Here is a 19,273-nt window from a genome sequence, read left to right as displayed (position 1 = left end):
CGGTCGCGCGGACAAGGAACTTCACCCGCGGGACGTCTCCTACCCCTTCGAGGTCCATGAGCAGGTTGCGGACGGCCTGCGTCACCCAAGCCTGTGTCGGGTGCGCCGTAGTACCGAGAATGCGGATCCGCCTGCCCGCGTGGTGGATAGCCGCGAGAATGTACTGCCGCTGTCCAGTGAGCGTGATGGTCTCGACGAAGTCCATCGCCAGAACCGCCTCGGCTTGAGAGCGCAGAAAGTCAGCTTGATACCGGGCAGCGCGAGTTCGCCATGGATGCGCCGGTAGCCCCATGCTGGGTTCTCGGCCGCCAGGCGCAGAACGAGACGACGGATCGAGGTGCGGGTACGCGGGCGCCCAGGCCTTCGATTCACGCTTGCGCGGGCATCACGGCGTTTCAGCAGGTTGCGATGCCACCGCAACACCGTATCCGGGCTGACCAAGAGCCGGAGCCGACGTAACGCCGCGCGGGACAGCGGCACCAGCAATATCGAGAGGAACATCCTGTCCTCGGGCCGAAGTTGCGGACGTCGGCCGCCGAGCTGTCGTTGCAAGATGGTGAGCTGGTGGCGCAGAGCGAGGATCTCGACGTCTTTCCGTTCAGCCCTCAGCAAAAGTCGTAGTGCCGCGAAGGCGTGGGCAACGGCGAGACAAGCGAACCGAACCAGCACGAGACGCGATCATGCCGGAGGGCGAACGACCACCCACGATGGCACTCGACCTCCACGCTTGGGCGTCAGGCGTGAGCTGTCACTGTCGTTCCAGGCGATGCAGCCGGAGCTCGTCGGCAGCGACCAGATCCCCGCGGCAGCGCTACTCGACGAGATCAATGCGAACGTCAGGCGGGCGGTCGGCCCGGCGCGGGCGGGCTGCTCATCTCGGCGGCGGGCCGGAGGGCGGCATTCGCCGGGTCTTGCCCAGACGTCGGCAGTCTCGTCATCCACCTTGACCGCCGGACGCGGCCCGCTCGTCGATGGCTTGCGCGATCCCGCAGACGTGAATGTTGCCGTCCGGGCCACGGTGGGCGGTCCCCGCGAACCGCACGGGGGTCGGACCGAGCACCAGGCCGACCCGCACGGTGTCTTCGATCGGGTCGTCGGTGAGCAGGCTTGCGCGCACCTGCTCGTCGAGTCGGGAACGGTCGGTGTCGTCCACAAGCGCCAGGAACCCCGCGTAGGTCGTCGGCGGGTGGGGATCGAACAGCAGACCGGACCAGGTCATCGTGCCGGCGCTCGGATGCCATTGCCAGATGCCCACGCGCACCCTGACCCACTCCCGGAAATCCACGCCGTCGTCCTGGCCGACGCAGTAGATGAACTCGTCGTCCGGGTCGGCGAGGAAGCTCCACCGGGTCCGCCGGTAGTGCCCGTCGCGGATCAGGAAGCCCACCTCGGCGTCGTCCCAGCGGCCGATCTTCATCAGCAGCTCGATGCCCTCGACCATCCCGTCCCGGTCGTCGGGGTGCACGAACTCCCACCACGACACCGAGGCCAGCTCGGCGATCGTCCAGCCGAGCAGTTCGCTGTGGCGGGTGTTCGCTGCCTGGTAGAACCCGTGGAAGTCGCTGCGGCCGAGAAGCATCGGGCCGCGTTCCCACTCCTCGGACAGCGACCTTCCCCCGATGCGTTCGGTCGCCCACTCGACGACGTGCGCGGGCCATGCGGCCTGATCTGACATCCCGGGAGCCCCTCCCCGTCCATTCGGCCTCCTCACGGCCGCCGGCTGCGCCGACCCGGCACGACACAGCTGCGCCGGGTGCGGCCTCGACAGGTGATCGTGCACCAGCCGGACCGCCGTCGCACCCTGTCCACGGCCGTGGCGGCTCGTTCGACCGATCCGATGCGCATGTCGCCCGCGGCGGCAACCCCGGGCACGCCGGTTTCCACGGCGGCGGCGCGCGTCCCTGCGGCGCGCTGGACTCGTCAGGAGGGTCACGTGACGGGCGGTGCGGACCACGACGCGAATCGGCCACGGTCATGGCCGGACCCGTCGCAACACGCACGATGCGGGGCGTCGGCGCACGGGTCGATGCGCGGCCCGTCAGCTGGCGGGGATCATGCCGTGCGGGTCGAGGATGAACTTCCGAGGGACGCCGGCGTCGAACTGCGCGTAGCCGTCCGGTGCGTCGTCCAGCGAGATCACGGTGGCGTTGACATTGCGGGCGATCTGCACCCGGTCGTTGAGGATCGCCATCATCAGCCCGCGGTTGTAGCGCAGCACCGGGCACTGGCCGGTAGCGAAGGAGTGGGACTTGGCCCAGCCCAACCCGAACCGCATCGACAGCGCACCGACCCTGCTGTCCTCGTCGGCGGCGCCGGGGTCGTCGGTCACGTACAGCCCGGGGATGCCGATCCGCCCACCGGCCCGGGTGATCGCCATCGCGGTGTTGAGTACGGTCGCCGGCGCCTCGCGGCCGTCCTCGGTATGGCCCTTGGCCTCGAAGCCGACGCAGTCGACAGTGGCGTCCACTTCGGGCACGCCCAGGATCTCGGCGATCTGGTCGGGCATCGGCCCCGCCGACGGGTCCAGCGTGGCGCAGCCGAAGGTGCGCGCGTGCGCGAGCCGCTCGGCGTTCAGGTCGCCGACGATCACCACGGCGGCCCCGAGCAGGAACGCCGAGGTCGCTGCGGCGAGCCCGACCGGTCCGGCTCCGGCGATGTACACCGTCGAGCCAGTGCCCACCCCCGCCGTGACGCAGCCGTGGAAGCCGGTCGGGAAGATGTCGGTGAGCATCGTCAGGTCGCGGATCTTCGCCAGTGCCCGGTCCCGGTCGGGGAAGCGCAGCGCGGTCCAGTCCGCATAGGGCACCATCACGTACTCGGCCTGACCACCGGGCCAGCCGCCCATGTCGACGTAGCCGTAGGCGCCGCCGGGACGGTCGGGGTTGACGTTCAGGCAGATCCCGGTGTCGCCCTCGTGGCAGGTGCGGCAGCGCCCGCAGGAGACGTTGAACGGCACCGAGACGATGTCGCCGATGGTGAGGTTCTCGACGTCGGGTCCTTTCTCGATGACCTCGCCGGTGATCTCGTGGCCGAGGATCAACCCGACCGGCGCGGTGGTGCGCCCGCGGACCATGTGCTGGTCGCTGCCGCAGATGTTGGACGACACCACCTTCAGGATCACCCCGTGCGGGCACTTGCGGTTCTCGTTGCCCGGCGGGACGCCCGGGCCCGGTCGCAGGACCAGCTCGGGGTAGTCGATCGTCTCGACGCTCACCTTGCCCGGACCTTGGTAGACCACTGCACGATTGTCCGCCATGACGCTCTCCTCGCTGCTCTTCGTGGAGACCAGCCTGGTTCGCGGCCCCGCTTCGGGCACCGGCCTGCCGGGTCTGCGGTGTGGGCCGTCCACCGCCCTGACGGGACGACCCGCGGTGTCGCTCCACACGGGATGGCCCCCTGGACGCTGCCACCATTCGGAGCAGGCACGGTCGCAAGGGCGGTGGTCATCCCCTACAGCCCGGGCCGGGCACACGCGGCCATAGGTGGCGTCATCGCGGTGGCGCAGACGGCGAGGCAGGCCAGGGCTGGCCTACATCGCGCTGCGCGATGCCGACGTCACGATTCTGACGAATTGCCGGATGTCAGCGGCCATACGGCGACCACCTCTGCCATGGCACCGACCCAACAGGCCGGTTGGAGAGGCAACGGATGGACCCATCGGGCCGAGGGCGGCGGGCGGCCTGCCGAGCAGTGTGCAAGGTATGGATATCGCGGTGATCGGAGCGGGCACCGTCGGACGGGCGCTGGCCTCGACGATGGTGCGGGCGGGACATGCAGTGTGGGTCAGTGACGTCGACGGCGAGACGGCCAAGGCCACGGCCGACGCGACCGGCGCCACCACGGCCGGCTCGAACCGGAGCGCCGCGGATGCCGCGCAGGTGGTCGTGCTCGCCGTCTCCTTCGACGCGGTCGGTCCGGTCCTGGACGAGCTCGGCCGGGCCGTCGAGGGCAAGATCGTCGTCGACGTCACCAATCGGATGGATCCGCAGCAGCTCGACGGGACGTCCAACGCCGAGGCCACCGCGGCCCTGGTGCCCGCGGCCCACGTGGTCAAGGCGTTCAACACCGTGCTGGCCGCGCGTCAGGCGGACCCGGTTGTCGACGGCGTGCAGCTCGACGGTTTCGTCGCCGGCGACGACGAGCAGGCCAAGCAGGCGATCCTGGACCTGGTCGCCTCGATGGGGTTCCGGCCGATCGACGCAGGCGGGCTGATCATGGCAAGGGCACTGGAGGCGATGGCCATGCTGAACATCAGGCTCAACATCAGCAACGGATGGCCGTGGCAGGACGGCTGGAAGCTCGTCGGCCCGACCGGTTGACGGGGAGGGCGCCACGATGTGCATCGACCCGACACGGCGTCGCGGTACCCGACACTCCAGGGGGCGGAAGTCGGCCCCACGGGCCGGTTCGCCCGCACAGCAATGGCTCCACCGGGGCGAGGCGCCGCGGGCAGAGCCCGGGCACACTCGGTGCGATGACCGACGACCACGACCGGAAGGGCTCCCCCGTGAGTACCGCGATGACCGTGTGCAGAGCGACGACCGTGACCGACGCGCCACCGGAGACCGAGCCGCTGTCCGGCGACGTCGCCGCCACCCGGGTCGGCGGCGACATCGTCGACGAGTGGGGGAAGCAGTCGTTCCCCGCGAGCGACCCACCGGCCAACTGGTGAGCCCACGACGGTCGGTCGCGCTCCCCTCGGGGGAGCTGGTGCCGGCGCTGGGACAGGGCACGTGGGGCTGGGCGGAGCACCCCGACAGCCGTGCCGACGAGATGGCAGCGCTGCGCCTGGGCCTCGACCTCGGGATGACGCTCGTCGACACCGCGGAGATGTACGCCGACGGCGGATCGGAGGAGCTGGTCGGCGAGGCGATCGCGGGACGGCGCGACGAGGTGTTCCTCGTCGACAAGGTGTTGCCCGGCAACGCCGACCGGCAGGGCACCCTGGACGCCTGCCGCCGCAGCCTGGGCCGCCTGCGCACCGACCGGATCGACCTGTACCTGCTGCACTGGCGGGGACGGGTGCCGCTCGGCGAGACGGTGGCGGCGTTCGACGAGCTGGTGCGCGGCGGCCAGATCCGGCACTGGGGCGTCAGCAACTTCGACACCCGTGATCTCGCCGATCTCGCCGCCGTCGCCGGTGGTGGCGACGTCGCGACCGACCAGATCCTCTACAACCTGCAGCGGCGCGGGCCCGAGTTCGACCTGATCCCGCACTGCCGGCAGCGTGGCCTGCCGGTGATGGCCTACTCGCCGGTGGAGCAGGGACGGCTGCTGGAGCACCCGGCCCTGGCGGAGGTCGCGAGCCGGCACGGGATCACTCCGGCCCGGGCGGCGTTGGCCTGGGTGCTGCGGTCCGACGGGATGATCGCGATCCCGCGGGCGGGGTCGCCCGAACACGTCCGGGACAACGCCGCAGCGCTCGAGGTCCAGCTCGATGAAGACGACGTCCGGCTGCTGGACCAGGCGTTCCCGCCGCCCCGGACCCGTCGGGCACTCGAGGTGCTCTGAACTCGCGAGCCGGCGGTGCTGATCGCGCTCGTGTCGAACGGGGCCGTGACGGATCGTGCGAGCCCGGGCACGCCGGCCCGACGAGCCGGCCCGGCCGCGCAGCTGACGCCCGCGGGAGCCGGGTCCTCCACCTGCACCTCCAGCGCCCCGTGGGCGACACGCACCCGGACCAAGCGGCCGGGCGTCAGCTCGCCGACCAGCAGAAGAGCGGACAGGCGGTTGTCCACCTCGCGTTGGAGGCGCCGATCCCGTACACGCCGCTGCGGTACGCGGTCGAGGACATCGAGGTGGACGGCACTTTGATCCGCCGCGGCGACCCGACCCCGGTCGGCTTCGGCGCCGCCGGGCGCGACCCCGCCCAGCACGGCGACACCGCCGCCAAGTTCGACATCACCCGTGTGGCCGCACCGCACCTCACCTTCGGCTACGGCGTGCACCACTGCCCAGGCGCACCGCCGGCCCGCCTCGAAGCCGAGGTGGCGCTCCCGGCGCTGTCCGCGCGGTCGGTCACCACCGTGAACGGGATTCCCGGCCAGTTATCAATCCGCCTGGCGATCACCGTCCGGTACTGCAGTACCGCGAGCAGACCGTTGTCGGTAGTCACGTGCCCGCTCCAGTGTCCCGGACCAAGACCGGACCCGACAGTGGCAGCGACGGCGTACCCCTTCTCGGTTAGGCAGTAGCTGACCGAGAGGACACGGTCGGTGGGCCCGGCCATACTCGCCCGGCGACCGTGGCCAGTTGGCGATGACGACTCAGGCGTCCCTGGTGACGCAGTGATCATCACGGCCCTCCGCCCAGATCGGCCACGTGCCGATGGCGCCGCCGAGGTCTGGGGCGGAGTCGATCAGTTTTGGCCCGCCGGAGGCGTCGGGGACGGCTGAGTTTCGGGTGACCCGCCGGCATCGGGGCTGGGGCATCGGAACTACCACGTCGCGGCGGCACTTCGGCGCCTCGCCGATGCCATCGGAGTCCGAGCCGCACCCCGGGCGTTACACGTTCGCTCAGGCGTCGCAATCGCGGAAGCGGAACAGCCGCCGACGGCGTAGGGTGCGCAACACCAGGTCCGCGTCGGGGAGGCCGGAAGTGATGCCCGAGCACGACGCGGCCCCACGGGACCCCGAAGCCAGAACCGACAGTTGGTGGCGGGCCCAGCTGTCGAATCTCTACGGTCTCTCCGCGATTTCGATGATGATGTCCGACGGCCGCGAAGCCGCGGACATCTTCCGGCTCGCCGCGACTTCGGTGTCATCGCTGAGTGGATGCACGACCGATGCGGCGTACCTCATCGACGAGAACGGCATGGTCATCCCGCAGATAGGCGCGGAGCAGGCTCACCCCGGCCTCGGCGCGGAAGTCGGCAAGCTCGACGGGCACAGCGGGGCGATCGAACTGGGCGACGGCCACTGGCGCTGGTGCCACGCACTGCGTGGGCTCGGCGGCCTGACCGGCCACCTCGTGGTCCGAGCCGAGCGACCCCCCTCACGAGACGAAACCTTCCTGCTCAACTCACTCTGCCAGCACACCGCAACAGCACTGGCCACCGCGGCACTGCTCAAACGGGAACGGCGCCAGGCCGTGGCGCTGCGGGAGCTCAACGAGCAGCTCTCCACGTCCGTCGAGCGGCTCAAGCAGCAGAAGCTGGTGCACGACGTGCTGTCCACCATCTCGGCCTCCGGGGCCGGCGAGCCGGGCATCGCGCACGCGCTGCACCAGCTGACCGCGCTGCCGGTGGCGATCGAGGATCAGTTCGGCAACCTGCGTGCCTGGGGCGGCCCCGGCCGGCCCGAGCCGTACCCGAAAGTCGGCGTCCACCGACGCGAGGAACTGCTCCGCCACGCCGCGACCCTGCCCGTGCCGGTCCGCGTGAAGGACCGGCTCATCTCCCTGGTGCGGCCGCGGCACGAGGTGCTCGGCGTGCTCGCCCTGATCGACCCCGCACGGACCGCCGGCGCCGACGAGGTGTTCGCTCTCGAATACGGCACGACCGTGCTGGCGCTGGAACTCTCGCACCAGCGCAGCCTGGCCGAGGCCGAATTGCGCCTGCACCGCGACCTGGTGGACGACCTCATCGCCGGAACCGACGACGGAAGCGCCTACGCCCGCGCCGACGCGATCGGACACGACCTCCGCCGCCCACACCACGTGGCCGTGCTCAAGTGGTCCGATGACATCGCCGACGACGTCGTCGCCGAAGCCACCGCACGCGCCGTCACCACCCTCGGGCTCCCGTCACTCGTGTCGCGCCACTCGGGCACGGTCGTACTGCTGACCGCCGGGCACCTGGACGGCGCGGCGCTCTACGCCTCACTGTCGAAAAGCCTCGGCGCCGACGGCGCGATCGGCATCGGCAGCCGCTGCGACACCCCGGGACGGCTGCCCAAGTCCTACACCGAAGCGGTACGCGCGCTCGAGATCCGGCGCACCTCGCAGGCCTCCAACGGCTTCACCACGTTCGAACAGCTGGGGATCTACCGCATCCTCGACACCGGGCAGAACCACGGCGACGTCCTCGAGTTCGTCCGCGAATGGCTCGGCAAACTCCTTGACTACGACACCCAGCGCAACGCCGACCTGGTCCCGACGCTCGCGCAGTACCTCGAATGCGGCGGCAACTACGACGACACCGCCGCCGCGCTGACGATTCACCGCAGCACCCTGCGCTACCGGCTCGGCCGGATCCGCGAAATCACCGAACTCGACCTCAACGACGTGGACAGCAGGCTGAACCTGCACCTCGCCACCCGGACGTGGCAAGTGCTGCGCGGATCGCAATGACCAGAGAGGTGCCGATGGACCTGAAGGACCGGACCGATCGCAACGTGCTCCTCGACGACGCCGCGCTGGCGCCGGGCTTCGCGATGCTCGACAGCTGGTCACGGCGCAAGCTCTGCGCCGTGACCGTCCGTTCGGGCACACCCTGTGCTTCTACGACCTGGACCTCTTCGGCGGCGACCTGATCACCCCGATGATCAAGGCACGCCCGAAAGTCTCGATGGCCGGAACGCTCGTCGAACACCCCTACTACCTCTCGTCACCGGAAAACGGTCACGACCCCGACAGCGAACGGAGCATCCCTCATGACCAGTCCCCGCAAGTTCGGCACCCCCGGCGTCGTCATCGAACCGGGACAGCACATCTGCGCACTGCACGTGGGCGAAGAAGACCGCGACAGCGTCCTCCTGCCCTTCCTGAGCGAAGGCCTGCAGGCCGGCGAAAAATGCCTCTTCGGCGTGCACGAGAACGAAGTCGCCGATTTCCTGGACCGGCTCGCCGAGAATGTCGACGACATCGAAGGGCGCGTCGGCTCCGCGCAACTGGACATCCGGGCGGCAGGAAACCGGCTGCTGTCGCCGGAGGAATTCAGCATCGACCGGATCATCGAATTCTGGGATAAGGCCGTGTCCGCCGCCATGGCCGCGGGCTACCCCTTCGTCCGGCTCGGCGCCGAGGCACGCTGGTGGCACCCCCAGCTGCCCGGACTGACCGAACTGTTCCGCTACGAGGCCGCGCTGAACGACTTCACCAGCCGCTACCCGCAAGCGATCCTGTGCGTCTACGACATCACGCGGTACCGCGAGAACATCGTCTTTGACTTACTCAAGACCCACCCACAGGTGCTGATGTGCGGAGTACTGCTGGAGAACCCGTACTACCTGCCCCCGGCGACCCTGGTGTAACCGCGCTACCGTTCTGGCGATCCCCAGCCCCGTGCTCGACGCCGTCGTACCGACCATCCCCGGCCCACACCGGGCACCGGCAACGTGAGCGAGCCTCCACCCACGTCCCAGCAGCGGGAGGCGAGGCCGGCGACACGGTCGTAGCCGCCGTTGCGCCCCGGTCCAGCAGCCGGTTCGCCACCCCGACCGCGGAATCAGGCGTTCACTGCGGTCGGGGCGGCCCCCATTTGGAAAGTCCGACGAGTGCTCGCGCTGCAGCTCCGCCGATCTCGCCGCGGGGACGGTCGTCAGAAGGCCTTCGCCGCGGCCTCGGCCACGGTCTGGTCCTGCTCACCGCTACCGCCGCTGACGCCCACCGCACCGACGACCCGGCCGTCGTGCCGCAGCGGGATCCCGCCCGCGAAGATCATGACGCGTCCGTTGTTCGACGCGTTGATCCCGAAGAACTGCTCACCGGGACCCGCGCTGGCGGCCAGGTCGACGGTGCTGATGTCGAAGGCCCGGGACGTGAAGGCCTTGTTGATGGAGATGTCGACGCTCCCGATCCACGCCTCGTCCATCCGGATGTGCGCGACGAGGTTGCCGCCGGCGTCGACGACGGCGATGTTGCTGGGCGAGCCGATCTCGCCGGCCTTGGCCTCCCCCGCGGCGACGACGCGCCGGGCGTCCTCAAGGGACACGGACTCCGTTTTGACGGTCATGGCCAGGGCCTCCTGCCGTTGGTACGCGGTGGTGAGCCCCCAGCTTGGTGCCGTCCGGCCCCGGGCGCCTCCGCCCGGCAGGCCCACAACCGCGGTCGATCTCGGGCCCGGCGGGCCGAAGCCCCGCCCGCCACCCCGCCCGATGCTGGGACCGGTCCGGAGACCGAACGAACCGCAGGAGGCAGACATGGCCGTCACGGTGGGACTGCTCGTCACGCTGGAGGCACAGCCGGGCAAGGAGGCCGACGTCGAAGAATTCCTCAACACCGGCCGTTCGCTGGTCGAGGACGAGCCGGACACCTACCCCTGGTTCGCCGTCAAACTCGGACCGACGACCTACGCGATCGTGGACTTCTTCCCCGACGACGCCGGCCGCACAGCCCACCTGCAGGGAAAAGTCGGCCAAGCCCTCGGGGCGCGGGCCGACGAGCTGTTCTCGAAGCCGCCGGACATCGCGCAACTCGATGTGCTGGCATCGAAGCTGAAATAAGGAGGGGCGAAAACAGCCCCGAGATCCCTTCGGGGTGCCGCGCCTTCCTGGCGGCGGGTAGCCGGACGGCGAAGCGGCCATACCCCTCCGGGGCGGCCGATGCCACGTCGTCCGGTCTGGGGTGCTCGACACCGACGACACGCCATGCGCGCTCGTCATCGTCGAGGGCAGCGCGATGAAGACTACGGGTGAAGTCGACCGAGGTGCTGCGCGCAGTGATCCGCAACGCCGTGGGGCACCCGAGTCCGGGGGTCCGGTGCCGCGTGCGGCGCACCCGGCACCGGCGATCAACCGGTACTTGCCCGAATCACCTCGGGGCCCGTCGTTGTGGCCTGCAGCATCATCACGATCGGGTAGGCCTGATGAGACTCTGTGCAACCATCCGAACCGGAATCGGTCGAGCCTGTCGAGCACACTTCCGAGCCGGGGGCCGTCTGCTCGCAGGGGAGCCCGAACAGCGCGGGGCGTCAGACCGCCCGCCGGAGAACAACCATGACCTACGCGATACTCGATCAGCTCAAGACGGACCCGGCGTTCCAAGCCGCCCCCGCCGCGTACCTCGTCCTCGACCCCGACCTCAGGATCCACGCCGCCAACCCGGCCTACACCACGGCCACGCTGACCAGTTCCACCGATCTGGATCGGGCGTACCTGTTCGACGCGTTCCCCGACAATCTCACCGATGCCGACGCCGACGGCGTCGCCAACCTCTCCGGCTCGCTCGAGCGTGTCCTGCGCGAGGGCCGGTCCCACAACATGGGCCTGCAGCGCTACGACGTTCCAGCCCCGGCCGACCGCAGGACGTTCGTGCCGAAGGTGTGGGCGCCGATCAACGTGCCGCTACGCGACCCCGACGGCCGAGTCGTCGGCATCCTGCACCACGTCGAGGACGTCACCGACCTGGTGCAGGCGGCCCCACGGCCGCCGCACGAAGCCGCGAAGGCCCTCGCCCGGCTGCAGCACGCTCACCGCGCGACATTGCGGGAGAATCGCCAGCTGCGCGGGGCCTTGCGGACGCGGGGAGTGATCGAGCAGGCCAAAGGAATTCTGATCGGCCAACGTGGCTGTAGCGCCGATGAGGCGTTCGCCATCCTCGTCGGGCTGTCCCAGCACACCAACATCAAACTGCGTGACATCGCCCAAGCCCTGATCGACTGCACCGTCCCGGGCCCGTGAACCTCGACCTGGCCAGTCGCGAGAGACGGCGAACGGCAGCCACTCGACGCCGAACCGGTCCTTCGGCCGCTGCGCCACGGTGATCCCCGCGTAGTTCACCAGGATCGGGTACCGGCGTTTGTCGACGATCCGCGCCGTGGGCTTACTCCGGAAAAGAGGATCCCACCACGGCAGGTGATTCGTCGTGACGAAGGCGAACCCACCTTCCACTTTGGACGGCCTGACAAGCTCCCAGCCTTCGGCCGCGCCCGTCCGGTTGACTGCGATGACCACGTCGGCCGCGTCGACCGGCCGGTTCAGCGCGAACCGCAGCGTGACCGGCTGGGAAAAGATCCCCGTCCGGGGTGACGTGCACGACTCCGCCCAGCGATTCGGTTTCCACGAAGGGCGGCTTCGCGACGTGGTCGTCAGCGACCGCTTTCAGCGTCTCCGGCGCGCCGTCGGCGACGCTGACCCCGCTGCCGAGGTCATGGAACGCCTCGCCCGCGGTCGCGTTCAAACCGCCCGGCAGCGATCCGCCGCTGAGCAGCCAGGCCGTCACTCCGCCAGCCACCAGCGCTACGACCAGAACCAACACCACCACGAGGTGACGATGACGCGCGGTCTCCGATGGTGCCCCACAAGTCCTCCTCGAACTTCCCGTGTCCTGAGCACTAGGAATGTCAGTCCGATCTCCCCCACTGTCGTCGGCGTCCTCGGGCGTTACGACGCCGCGGGGATCCGGGCGACGTCGTAACGCAACGGTGTCCCCCGCCGACTCGGCACACGACACACACCAGGTCGGCACGGAAGGAGCAGCCCGCAAGCACCGGGAGTCTGCCCTATGCTGGGCGACCTACGACCACCTGCTTCAGTTGTTTTCGAACCAGCCTTCAGGAGTGAGCGATTGCCTCGAAGCTGTTCGGGGCAGCCCGCGAACCTGGCGGGCGGGCGCCGCGGAACTTGCCCGAGACGTCGGCGTCGGCGAGGCTAGGCGGCATGACCAACACCGAACCGGGCTCCTGAACCGATGGCCCGGATCCTCGTCACCGGCGCCACCCAGGGCCTCGGCCGCGGCACTGCCGAAGAGCTGCTTGCCGGCGGTCACCACGTCGTCGCCCACGGGCGGGGTGCCGGACGGCTGGACGACCTCGCCGACCGCGGCGCCGACGTCGTCCTCGGCGACCTCGCCGACCCGGAGCAGACCCGGGACGTCGCCGAGCAGGTCAACCGCCTCGGGCCGGTGGACGCCGTGATCCACAACGCCGGCGTCATGACCGGCCCCACGGTGCTGCCCGTCAACGTCGTCGCGCCCTACCTGCTCACCGCCCTCGTCGGCACGCCCGGGCGCCTGGTCTACCTCAGCAGCGGCATGCACCGCGGTGGCCGGGCCGGTCTCGCCGGGCTCGACTGGTCGGGAACGCGCCCGACAGCGTCCTATTCGGACAGCAAGCTGTTCGTGACCACCCTCGCCGCCGCGGTGGCCCGCCGGTGGGCGCGGGTGTTCAGCAACGCCGTCGATCCCGGCTGGGTTCCGACCCGGATGGGTGGCGCGGGCGCTCCCGACGATCTGCGCGAGGGCCGCCTGACGCAGGTGTGGCTCGCGACCGCCGATGATCCGGAAGCGCGCACCAGCGGCGGCTACTGGTACCACCGGCGGCACGACGACCGGCATCCGGCGGCCGGCGATCCCGGTTTCCAGGACCGGCTCCTCGACGCGCTCGCCGAGCACACCGGCGTTCCCCTTCCCTGAAAGTCTCCGTAAACCCGCGCAAACACGTTAAGATGGGGTCGACGCGAATCGACACCAGGGGGTTTCCGGTGCCCGGAATCATCGATTTTTCCGTCCGTTTTCCGAGCGGCGTGCTCAAGGTCCCGGATCTGCAGGCCGCTTCGGGCGTGCCGCTGCCGGAAATCCTCGAAATCACGCACACGGAGACCATTCCGGTCCTCGACGACCACGAACAGGCCTGGGAGCTCGCCGCCGACGCCGGGCGGGAGGTGCTCGAGCGGTGCGGGGTCGACCCGCGCTCGGTGGGGTACGTGCTCTACGCCGGGTCCGGCGAATGGGACGTCCCCTTCTGGTCGCCGGCCGCCCGGGTGGCCGAGGAGCTGGACATCCGGCGGGCGCACTGCTTCGAGGTCGCCAACTTCTGCAACGCCACCATGACCGCGGTCCAGCTCGCGGCGGACAAGATCGCCCTCGGCCGCGCCGAGCACGTCCTCGTGCTGTCCGGTGACCGGCTCGCCGGGCTCGTCGACCACGCCGACCCCGACTCGAAACCGCTGTTCAACTTCGGGGACGCGCCCGCGGCCGTCCTGCTCGGCGCCCACGACGTCCGGTTCGAGGTCGTGCACTCGGCCATGCGGACCGATCCCGCGTGGGCCGACTACTACCGCGGGGAAATCGTCGACGACCGCATCCTCATGCGCCGGCGCGGGCACCGGAAAGGGCTCGGCGACGCCTATGTCCGCAATTTCGTCGAGCTCGTTTCCGAAATCCTCGGCGAACTCGAGCTGCCGCTCGGCGAAATCGCGTTCCTGCTGATGAACCAGGGCGACCGCGGCATGCACGAACGGCTGCTCGACACGCTCGGCGTTCCGGCCGCGAAATCGGTGTTCAACTACGACCGCCTCGGGCACATGGGCGGGTCGGACCCGTTCATCGCCCTGCGCGGCCTGCTCGACGAGCACCGCCTCACCGAGGGGGACACGGTGCTCGTCGCCAGCAGCGGCATGGGGTTCAGCTGGGGCGTGACCGCACTGCGCTACGGCAGCTGACGCCGCAGCTCGTCGAGGTGGTCGAAGCCGGCGAGAACGGTCTTGGTGTCGAGGCCGAAGTCGACCAGGCAGGCCACCTCGTCGACGCCGATGTCCGCCAGCCGCCGCGCGATGCCGAGCGCCTTGGGCACGGTGCCGAGCAGCCCGCCGTCGTCGAAGTAGCGGCGGAACGAGTGCTCGACCAGGAAGTCCAGCTCGTCCGGCGGCAGCTTCGCCGGGTCGACCCGGCGTTTACCGTCCAGCTGCGAACCCAGGATCAAGCCCAGCGAGCTGCGGATGTACTCGCTCAGGGCGGGGCGGACCCGGTCGCGCACGTGGTCTTCGTCGGTGCCGAGGAAGGTGTGGACCATGAGCACGACGTGCCCGGGCCAGCCGTCGGCGTCCGGCCGCTGCGCCACCGCTTCCCGGTAGGCGGCGATCTTTTCCGCCAGCTGCCCGACGTCCTGGCCGAGCAGGTGCGTCAGCAGCCCGGCCCCCAGCGTGCCGGCCGCGCGGAAGGTGTCCACCGAGCCGCCGCTGGTCAGCCAGATCGGCAGGTTCGCCTGCACCGGGCGCGGGTAGGTGCGGAACCGCTGCAGGGTGCCGGCGCCGTCCTTGCCGGACATCTCCTCGCCGCGCCACAGCGCGCGCACCTGCTCGGCGTGCTCGACGACGAGCCGGCGGCGGTCGGCGTAGCCGTCCGGGTTGAGGACGAAGTCCGACGCGTGCCACCCCGACGCGAACGACAGCCCGACCCGGCCGCCGGAGATGTTGTCGACCACCGCCCACTCTTCGGCGATGCGGGCCGGGTGGTGCAGCGGCGCGACGACGCTGCCGGCGCGGATGGCCACCCGCTCGGTCACCGCGGCGACCGCGGCCCCGGTCACCGCCGGGTTCGGGTAGAGCCCCCCGAACGGGTGGAAGTGCCGCTCCGGCGTCCACACCGCCGCGAAGTCGTTGCCGTCGGCGAACTTCGCGCCTTCCAGAAGCAGTTCGTAACGGTCACCGGACTCGGCGGTGCTGTCGTTGGCGAAGTAGAACAGGCTGAAATCCACCGGGAATCCCCTCCAGAGCGGTCAGTTGTCGGTTGCCGGGGCGGCCGCCACCGCGGCCCGGTCCGCGGCGGTGGCGCCGGCCCAGCGGACGACGGCGGGCGCGGCCAGCCCGGCGAGCAGCATCACCGCACCGAAGACCAGCCAGCCCGGTGCGCCGCCGCCGATGATCAGCACGGTCACCGCGAACGGCGCCACGGTCGACCCCAGCTGGGTCGACATGCCGAACAGGCCCTGGTACTGGCCTTGGGCGTGGTCGGGCGCCAGGCCGTAGGCCAGCGACCAGGCACCGGCGCTGTGCAGCATCTCCCCCAGCACGTGCGCCAGCGCGCCGGAAACGAGCACCACCACCGCGGCCCAGACCGGCAACCCGGCCGCGAAGGCGTACAGCCCGCAGGTGACGGCGAGGACGAAACCCGCACGCCGCAACGACTTCGCGCCGCCGTCCGGCTTCTCCGCCCCCTTGGAGACCCGGACCTGCAGCAGCACGACGCACACGGTGTTGAGCACCAGCAGCGCGGAGAACAGCGACGACGGCGCCGCCGTGCGGCGGGCGATCCACAGCGGCAGCGCGACCGTCAGCAGCGGGCCGTTCATGATCAGCACGGCGTTGATCAGCGCGAACACCGCGTACGGCCGGTCGCGCAGCACCCGCAGGCGCGGCCCGCCTGCCGGCTGGGCCACCGGCTCGACGCTCGGCACCCGCAGGTAGCAGAGCCCGGCGACGGCGAACAGCACCCCGGCGAGCAGGAGCAGCACGACGTACCCGGTGCGGGAGTCGAGGTAGAGACCGACCCCGCCGAGCACCGCGCCCGCGGAGACGCCGATGTTCGCGATGGAGCGGAAGTACGACCACGCGCGCACGCGGTCTTCGGGCGGGACCACGGCCGCCACCAGCGTGCCGCGCGAGGCGTCGGTCGCGGATTCGCCCATCAGCACCAGGCAGGCGGTCACCGTGAGCCAGGCGAAGCTGCCGACGAACGCGTAGCCGCACGCGGTGACGCCGAGGGCGCACAGGGCGATGACCGTGGCGTTGCGCGGGCCGAGCAGGTCGGCCGCGTGCCCGGCGGGCACCGCCACCACCATCCCGGCCAGCGCGCCGATGGTGAGAGCCAGCCCGACCTGCGCGGCGGCGAGGCCCAGCGACCCGGTGAAGTACAGGACGCTGACGGACATGATGATGCCGTGCGCGGTCGTCTTGGCCAGGTTGCTGACGCTGATCACGCGCACGACGCCCGCGGGCGGCACGAGCTCGGCCAGCGCGGCGCGCAGCCGGGTCCCGGCCGTCACCGGCCGCTCGGCTCGAGCTCGACACCGGTGAACGCGGGCTGCTCGCGCAGCGCCGGGCGGTCGATCTTGCCGTTGGCGTTGAGCGGCAGCGCGGCCAGGTGCACCAGGCGCCGCGGCACCATGTGCAGCGGGACGTGCTTGCGCAACCAGCGCCGCAGCTCCCCGGACGGCTGCTCGTCGCCGGTGTAGAACCCGACGAGCACGGTCTCGCCGGCGACCGGTCGGGCGAGCACCACGGCCTGGCCGATCCGCTCGTGGCGGCGGAGGGCGGCCTCGATCTCGCCCAGCTCGACCCGGTAGCCGCGCACCTTCACCTGGTTGTCGAGCCGGCCCAGGTGCACCAGCCCGCCCTCCTCGAACCGGACGCGGTCCCCGGTGCGGTAGTAGTGCTCGGGGGTCAGGCCGCCGCCTTCGTAGGGCGTCGTGCCGTCCGGGCCGTGGGCCAGGAAGCGGCCGGCGTCGTCGGCGGGGTCGAGGTAGCCGTCGAACCGCTGCGGCCCCCGGACGCACAGCTCGCCCTCCTCGGCGGGCCGCCCGTCGTCGCCGAGCACCACGTGGTCGAGGAAGCCGTAGACCGGGCCGATCGGCACCGTGTCGTTCGACGTCGGCGGCCAGCTCAGCGGGTCGAGGCCGAGCCGGAACTCGGTGCAGGCCACGGTCAGCTCGGTCGGGCCGTACACGTTGGTGATCACCGCGTCCGGCGCCACGGCCTGCCAGCTCTCGGCCTGGTCGTAGGTGAGCGGCTCGCCGATGAACACGCTGTGCCGCACGCCGGTCGCGCGCCCCTTGGGCAGGGTGCCGAGCTCGTCGCCGACCGAGACCACCGACGGCACCGAGAACCAGTGCGTGATCCCCCGGTCCACCAGGTAGTCGACCGGGCTGAGCAGCTCCGCCTTGCCCGGCACGACCAGCGTCGCGCCACCCGCCCAGGTGACGAACAGGTCGTACACCGACGGGTCGAAGGTCAGGTCGAAGGTGTGCGACATCCGGCAGCCCGGGCCCACGGCGAACCGCTCGACGTTGTGCCGGACGTAGGGCACCACGTTGCGGTGGCGGATCGGCACGCCCTTCGGCCGCCCGGTGGAGCCGGAGGTGAACAGCAGGTAGGCGACGGCGTCGTCGTCGGCCGGGTGCGGGGGCAGCGGCGGTTCCCCGGCCCCGGCGAGCACCTCGGTGTCGGCGGGGGCCAGCACGGTCGGCACCGCGTCCGCGAGGCCGGCCAGCTGCGGGGCGCCCGACTCGTCGGCGATCAGCACGTCCGGACGCGCCAGGTCGCAGACCGTCCGGTTGCGCCGCACCGGGTAGGCCGGGTTCAGCGGCAGTACCGCGGCGCCCAGCCGTTGCGCGGCGAGGTAGCCGGCGAACGTCGTCACGGTGTGCGCGGCCAGCAGCGCCACCCGGGCCGGCGGACCGCCGTGCTCGGCCACCATCCGCCCGGCCAGCCCGAGCGCACAGCGGTGCAGCTGCGCGTAGGTCAGCGTGGTCGCACCGATTTCGACCGCCACGGCGTCGGGTGTGCGGGCGGCGGTGCCGGCGAAGATCTCGTAGAGCGTCACGCCGTCACCGCCACACCGGTCAGCGAAGGCGCGGTGACCTTCATCGTCGACGGCGGATCCGTGCGCCGCGGGACGAGGTGCAGCCGCTGGACGCCCTCTTCGGCCGGCGCCAGGCCGGCCTGGCAACCGCATGGGGCTTCGGTGTAACCGGCGAACCGGTAGGCGATCTCCATCATCCGGTTGCGCGCGGTCGGCCGGAAGTCGGCGACCAGGTGCGCCCCGGCCCGCGCGGCCTGGTCGGCGAGCCAGCCGAGCACGATCGCGCCGACGCCGAACGAGACCACCCGGCAGGAGGTCGCGAGCAGCTTGAGGTGCCACGCTTCGGCGTCCTTCGCCACCAGCAGCACCCCGACCGCGCCGTGCGGCCCGAACCGATCGGTCAGCGTGGTCACCAGGACCTCGTGCCGCTCGTCGGAGAGCAGGTCGCGCAGCACGGCGTCCGGGTAGTGCACGCCGGTGGCGTTCATCTGGCTGGTGCGCAGGGTCAGCTCCTCGACGCGGGAGAGCTCCTCCTCCCCCGCCCGCCGGATCCCGAGCTCCAGCTCGAGGGAGCGCAGGAAGTCCTCGTCGGGCCCGTCGAAGCGGTCGCGAGCGGCGTCGCGGCGGAACGAGGCCTGGTACATCGTGCGGCGCCGCCGCGCGTCGACCGTGACGGTGGCCGGGCTGAACTCCGGCCGTCCGAGCAGCTCCAGGACGTCCGTGGCGTCGTAGCAGCGCACCTCGGGCAGGTGGTGGGCGACCTCCGCCCGTTCGGCGGGCTGGTCGTCGACGAAGGCGATGGTGCCGAGCGCGAACTTCAGCTCGTCGGCGATTTCGCGCACCGAATCGGACTTGCGGCCCCAGCCGATCTTCGGCAGCACGAAGTACTCGGCCAGGCCGACCGCCTCCAGCCGCTGCCAGGCGTGGTCGTGGTCGTTGCGGCTGGCCACCGACTGCAGGATGCCCCGCGCGTCCAGCTCGCGCACCACCGCGCGGACCTCCTCGGCCACGCCCACCTCGGCGTCTTCCAGCAGGGTGCCCCGCCACAACGTGTTGTCGAGGTCCCAGACCAGGCACTTCACCGTAGTCACGGCTGTTC

19 protein-coding genes are annotated in these 19,273 nt (G+C 70.9%); 11 read left to right on the top strand and 8 right to left on the bottom strand.

All coding sequences use genetic code 11. The annotated features are described in order from the left end of the window. Window positions 1–934: 934 nt before the first annotated feature. The gene (locus HUT10_RS47725; protein WP_176177249.1) at window positions 935–1,675 is read right to left on the bottom strand and encodes a PAS domain-containing protein; all 741 of its coding nucleotides are present in this window, start codon (window positions 1,673–1,675) and stop codon (window positions 935–937) included. Between the two features lie 363 nt (window positions 1,676–2,038). Next, the gene (gene fdhA, locus HUT10_RS47720; RefSeq protein ID WP_176177248.1) at window positions 2,039–3,256 is read right to left on the bottom strand and encodes a formaldehyde dehydrogenase, glutathione-independent; all 1,218 of its coding nucleotides are present in this window, start codon (window positions 3,254–3,256) and stop codon (window positions 2,039–2,041) included. Window positions 3,257–3,701: 445 nt separating this feature from the next. Here fdhA and HUT10_RS47715 point away from each other — a divergent pair, with 445 nt between their 5' ends. From HUT10_RS47715 to HUT10_RS47690, 7 genes are all read left to right on the top strand, one after another. Further along, window positions 3,702–4,319: an NADPH-dependent F420 reductase gene (locus tag HUT10_RS47715; RefSeq protein WP_176177247.1), complete on the top strand. Its 618-nt coding sequence runs from the start codon at window positions 3,702–3,704 to the stop codon at window positions 4,317–4,319. A 155-nt stretch (window positions 4,320–4,474) separates the two neighbouring features. Beyond that, window positions 4,475–4,672 carry a hypothetical protein gene (locus tag HUT10_RS51620; protein WP_254897365.1) on the top strand — a complete coding sequence of 66 codons (198 nt, stop codon included), beginning with the start codon at window positions 4,475–4,477 and terminating at the stop codon, window positions 4,670–4,672. After that, window positions 4,669–5,511, top strand: coding sequence for an aldo/keto reductase (locus HUT10_RS47710; protein ID WP_254897364.1), 843 nt, complete (start codon window positions 4,669–4,671; stop codon window positions 5,509–5,511). Before HUT10_RS51620 ends, HUT10_RS47710 begins: the two co-directional genes overlap by 4 nt. Before the next feature lie 149 nt (window positions 5,512–5,660). Beyond that, a complete protein-coding gene (locus tag HUT10_RS51975; protein WP_303247021.1) occupies window positions 5,661–6,194 on the top strand; it encodes a cytochrome P450 in 534 nt (177 codons plus the stop codon). A 406-nt stretch (window positions 6,195–6,600) separates the two neighbouring features. Beyond that, on the top strand, window positions 6,601–8,289 hold the full coding sequence (locus tag HUT10_RS47700) for a CdaR family transcriptional regulator (protein WP_176177245.1): 1,689 nt from the start codon (window positions 6,601–6,603) through the stop codon (window positions 8,287–8,289). Then, on the top strand, window positions 8,286–8,471 hold the full coding sequence (locus HUT10_RS47695) for a hypothetical protein (RefSeq protein WP_176177244.1): 186 nt from the start codon (window positions 8,286–8,288) through the stop codon (window positions 8,469–8,471). Before HUT10_RS47700 ends, HUT10_RS47695 begins: the two co-directional genes overlap by 4 nt. A 120-nt stretch (window positions 8,472–8,591) precedes the next feature. Beyond that, the gene (locus HUT10_RS47690) at window positions 8,592–9,191 is read left to right on the top strand and encodes an MEDS domain-containing protein (protein WP_176177243.1); all 600 of its coding nucleotides are present in this window, start codon (window positions 8,592–8,594) and stop codon (window positions 9,189–9,191) included. 287 nt (window positions 9,192–9,478) lie between these two features. Here HUT10_RS47690 and HUT10_RS47685 read toward each other — a convergent pair whose 3' ends face one another. Next, window positions 9,479–9,892 (bottom strand): heme-binding protein, encoded by a 414-nt coding sequence (locus HUT10_RS47685; protein WP_176177242.1) that lies wholly within the window; start codon window positions 9,890–9,892, stop codon window positions 9,479–9,481. A 187-nt stretch (window positions 9,893–10,079) separates the two neighbouring features. Between HUT10_RS47685 and HUT10_RS47680 the strand changes: the two genes are divergently transcribed. Both HUT10_RS47680 and HUT10_RS47675 read left to right on the top strand, forming a co-directional pair. Beyond that, complete coding sequence (locus tag HUT10_RS47680; RefSeq protein WP_176177241.1) at window positions 10,080–10,382, top strand: putative quinol monooxygenase; 303 nt, start codon at window positions 10,080–10,082, stop codon at window positions 10,380–10,382. Window positions 10,383–10,874: 492 nt separating this feature from the next. After that, window positions 10,875–11,558 (top strand): ANTAR domain-containing protein, encoded by a 684-nt coding sequence (locus tag HUT10_RS47675; protein WP_176177240.1) that lies wholly within the window; start codon window positions 10,875–10,877, stop codon window positions 11,556–11,558. 142 nt (window positions 11,559–11,700) lie between these two features. On the opposite strand, the gene HUT10_RS47670 is transcribed toward HUT10_RS47675, so the two are convergent. Next, entirely contained in the window at window positions 11,701–12,141 is a 441-nt protein-coding gene (locus tag HUT10_RS47670) for a hypothetical protein (protein ID WP_176177239.1), read from the bottom strand. Between the two features lie 426 nt (window positions 12,142–12,567). Between HUT10_RS47670 and HUT10_RS47665 the strand changes: the two genes are divergently transcribed. Continuing rightward, on the top strand, window positions 12,568–13,290 hold the full coding sequence (locus HUT10_RS47665; RefSeq protein WP_176177238.1) for an SDR family NAD(P)-dependent oxidoreductase: 723 nt from the start codon (window positions 12,568–12,570) through the stop codon (window positions 13,288–13,290). Between the two features lie 68 nt (window positions 13,291–13,358). Continuing rightward, window positions 13,359–14,318: a 3-oxoacyl-ACP synthase III family protein gene (locus tag HUT10_RS47660; protein WP_176177237.1), complete on the top strand. Its 960-nt coding sequence runs from the start codon at window positions 13,359–13,361 to the stop codon at window positions 14,316–14,318. Here the strand turns inward: HUT10_RS47660 and HUT10_RS47655 are convergent. From HUT10_RS47655 to HUT10_RS47640, 4 genes are read right to left on the bottom strand one after another with little or no spacing between them, the layout of a single operon-like run. Continuing rightward, on the bottom strand, window positions 14,306–15,352 hold the full coding sequence (locus HUT10_RS47655; RefSeq protein ID WP_176177236.1) for a MupA/Atu3671 family FMN-dependent luciferase-like monooxygenase: 1,047 nt from the start codon (window positions 15,350–15,352) through the stop codon (window positions 14,306–14,308). The genes HUT10_RS47660 and HUT10_RS47655 overlap by 13 nt on opposite strands. 21 nt (window positions 15,353–15,373) lie before the next feature. Continuing rightward, a complete protein-coding gene (locus HUT10_RS47650; protein WP_176177235.1) occupies window positions 15,374–16,639 on the bottom strand; it encodes an MFS transporter in 1,266 nt (421 codons plus the stop codon). Beyond that, window positions 16,636–18,195, bottom strand: coding sequence for an amino acid adenylation domain-containing protein (locus HUT10_RS47645; RefSeq protein WP_176169284.1), 1,560 nt, complete (start codon window positions 18,193–18,195; stop codon window positions 16,636–16,638). Before HUT10_RS47645 ends, HUT10_RS47650 begins: the two co-directional genes overlap by 4 nt. Then, the gene (locus HUT10_RS47640; RefSeq protein ID WP_217709820.1) at window positions 18,192–19,256 is read right to left on the bottom strand and encodes an HAD family hydrolase; all 1,065 of its coding nucleotides are present in this window, start codon (window positions 19,254–19,256) and stop codon (window positions 18,192–18,194) included. The genes HUT10_RS47645 and HUT10_RS47640 overlap by 4 nt, the downstream gene beginning before the upstream one ends. Window positions 19,257–19,273 lie beyond the last annotated feature (17 nt).

Source organism: Amycolatopsis sp. Hca4 (assembly GCF_013364075.1).
In the GTDB taxonomy this organism is placed as follows: domain Bacteria; phylum Actinomycetota; class Actinomycetes; order Mycobacteriales; family Pseudonocardiaceae; genus Amycolatopsis.
Note: the sequence above shows the minus strand (reverse complement) of the source record. Positions and strands in the feature narration are given on the sequence as shown.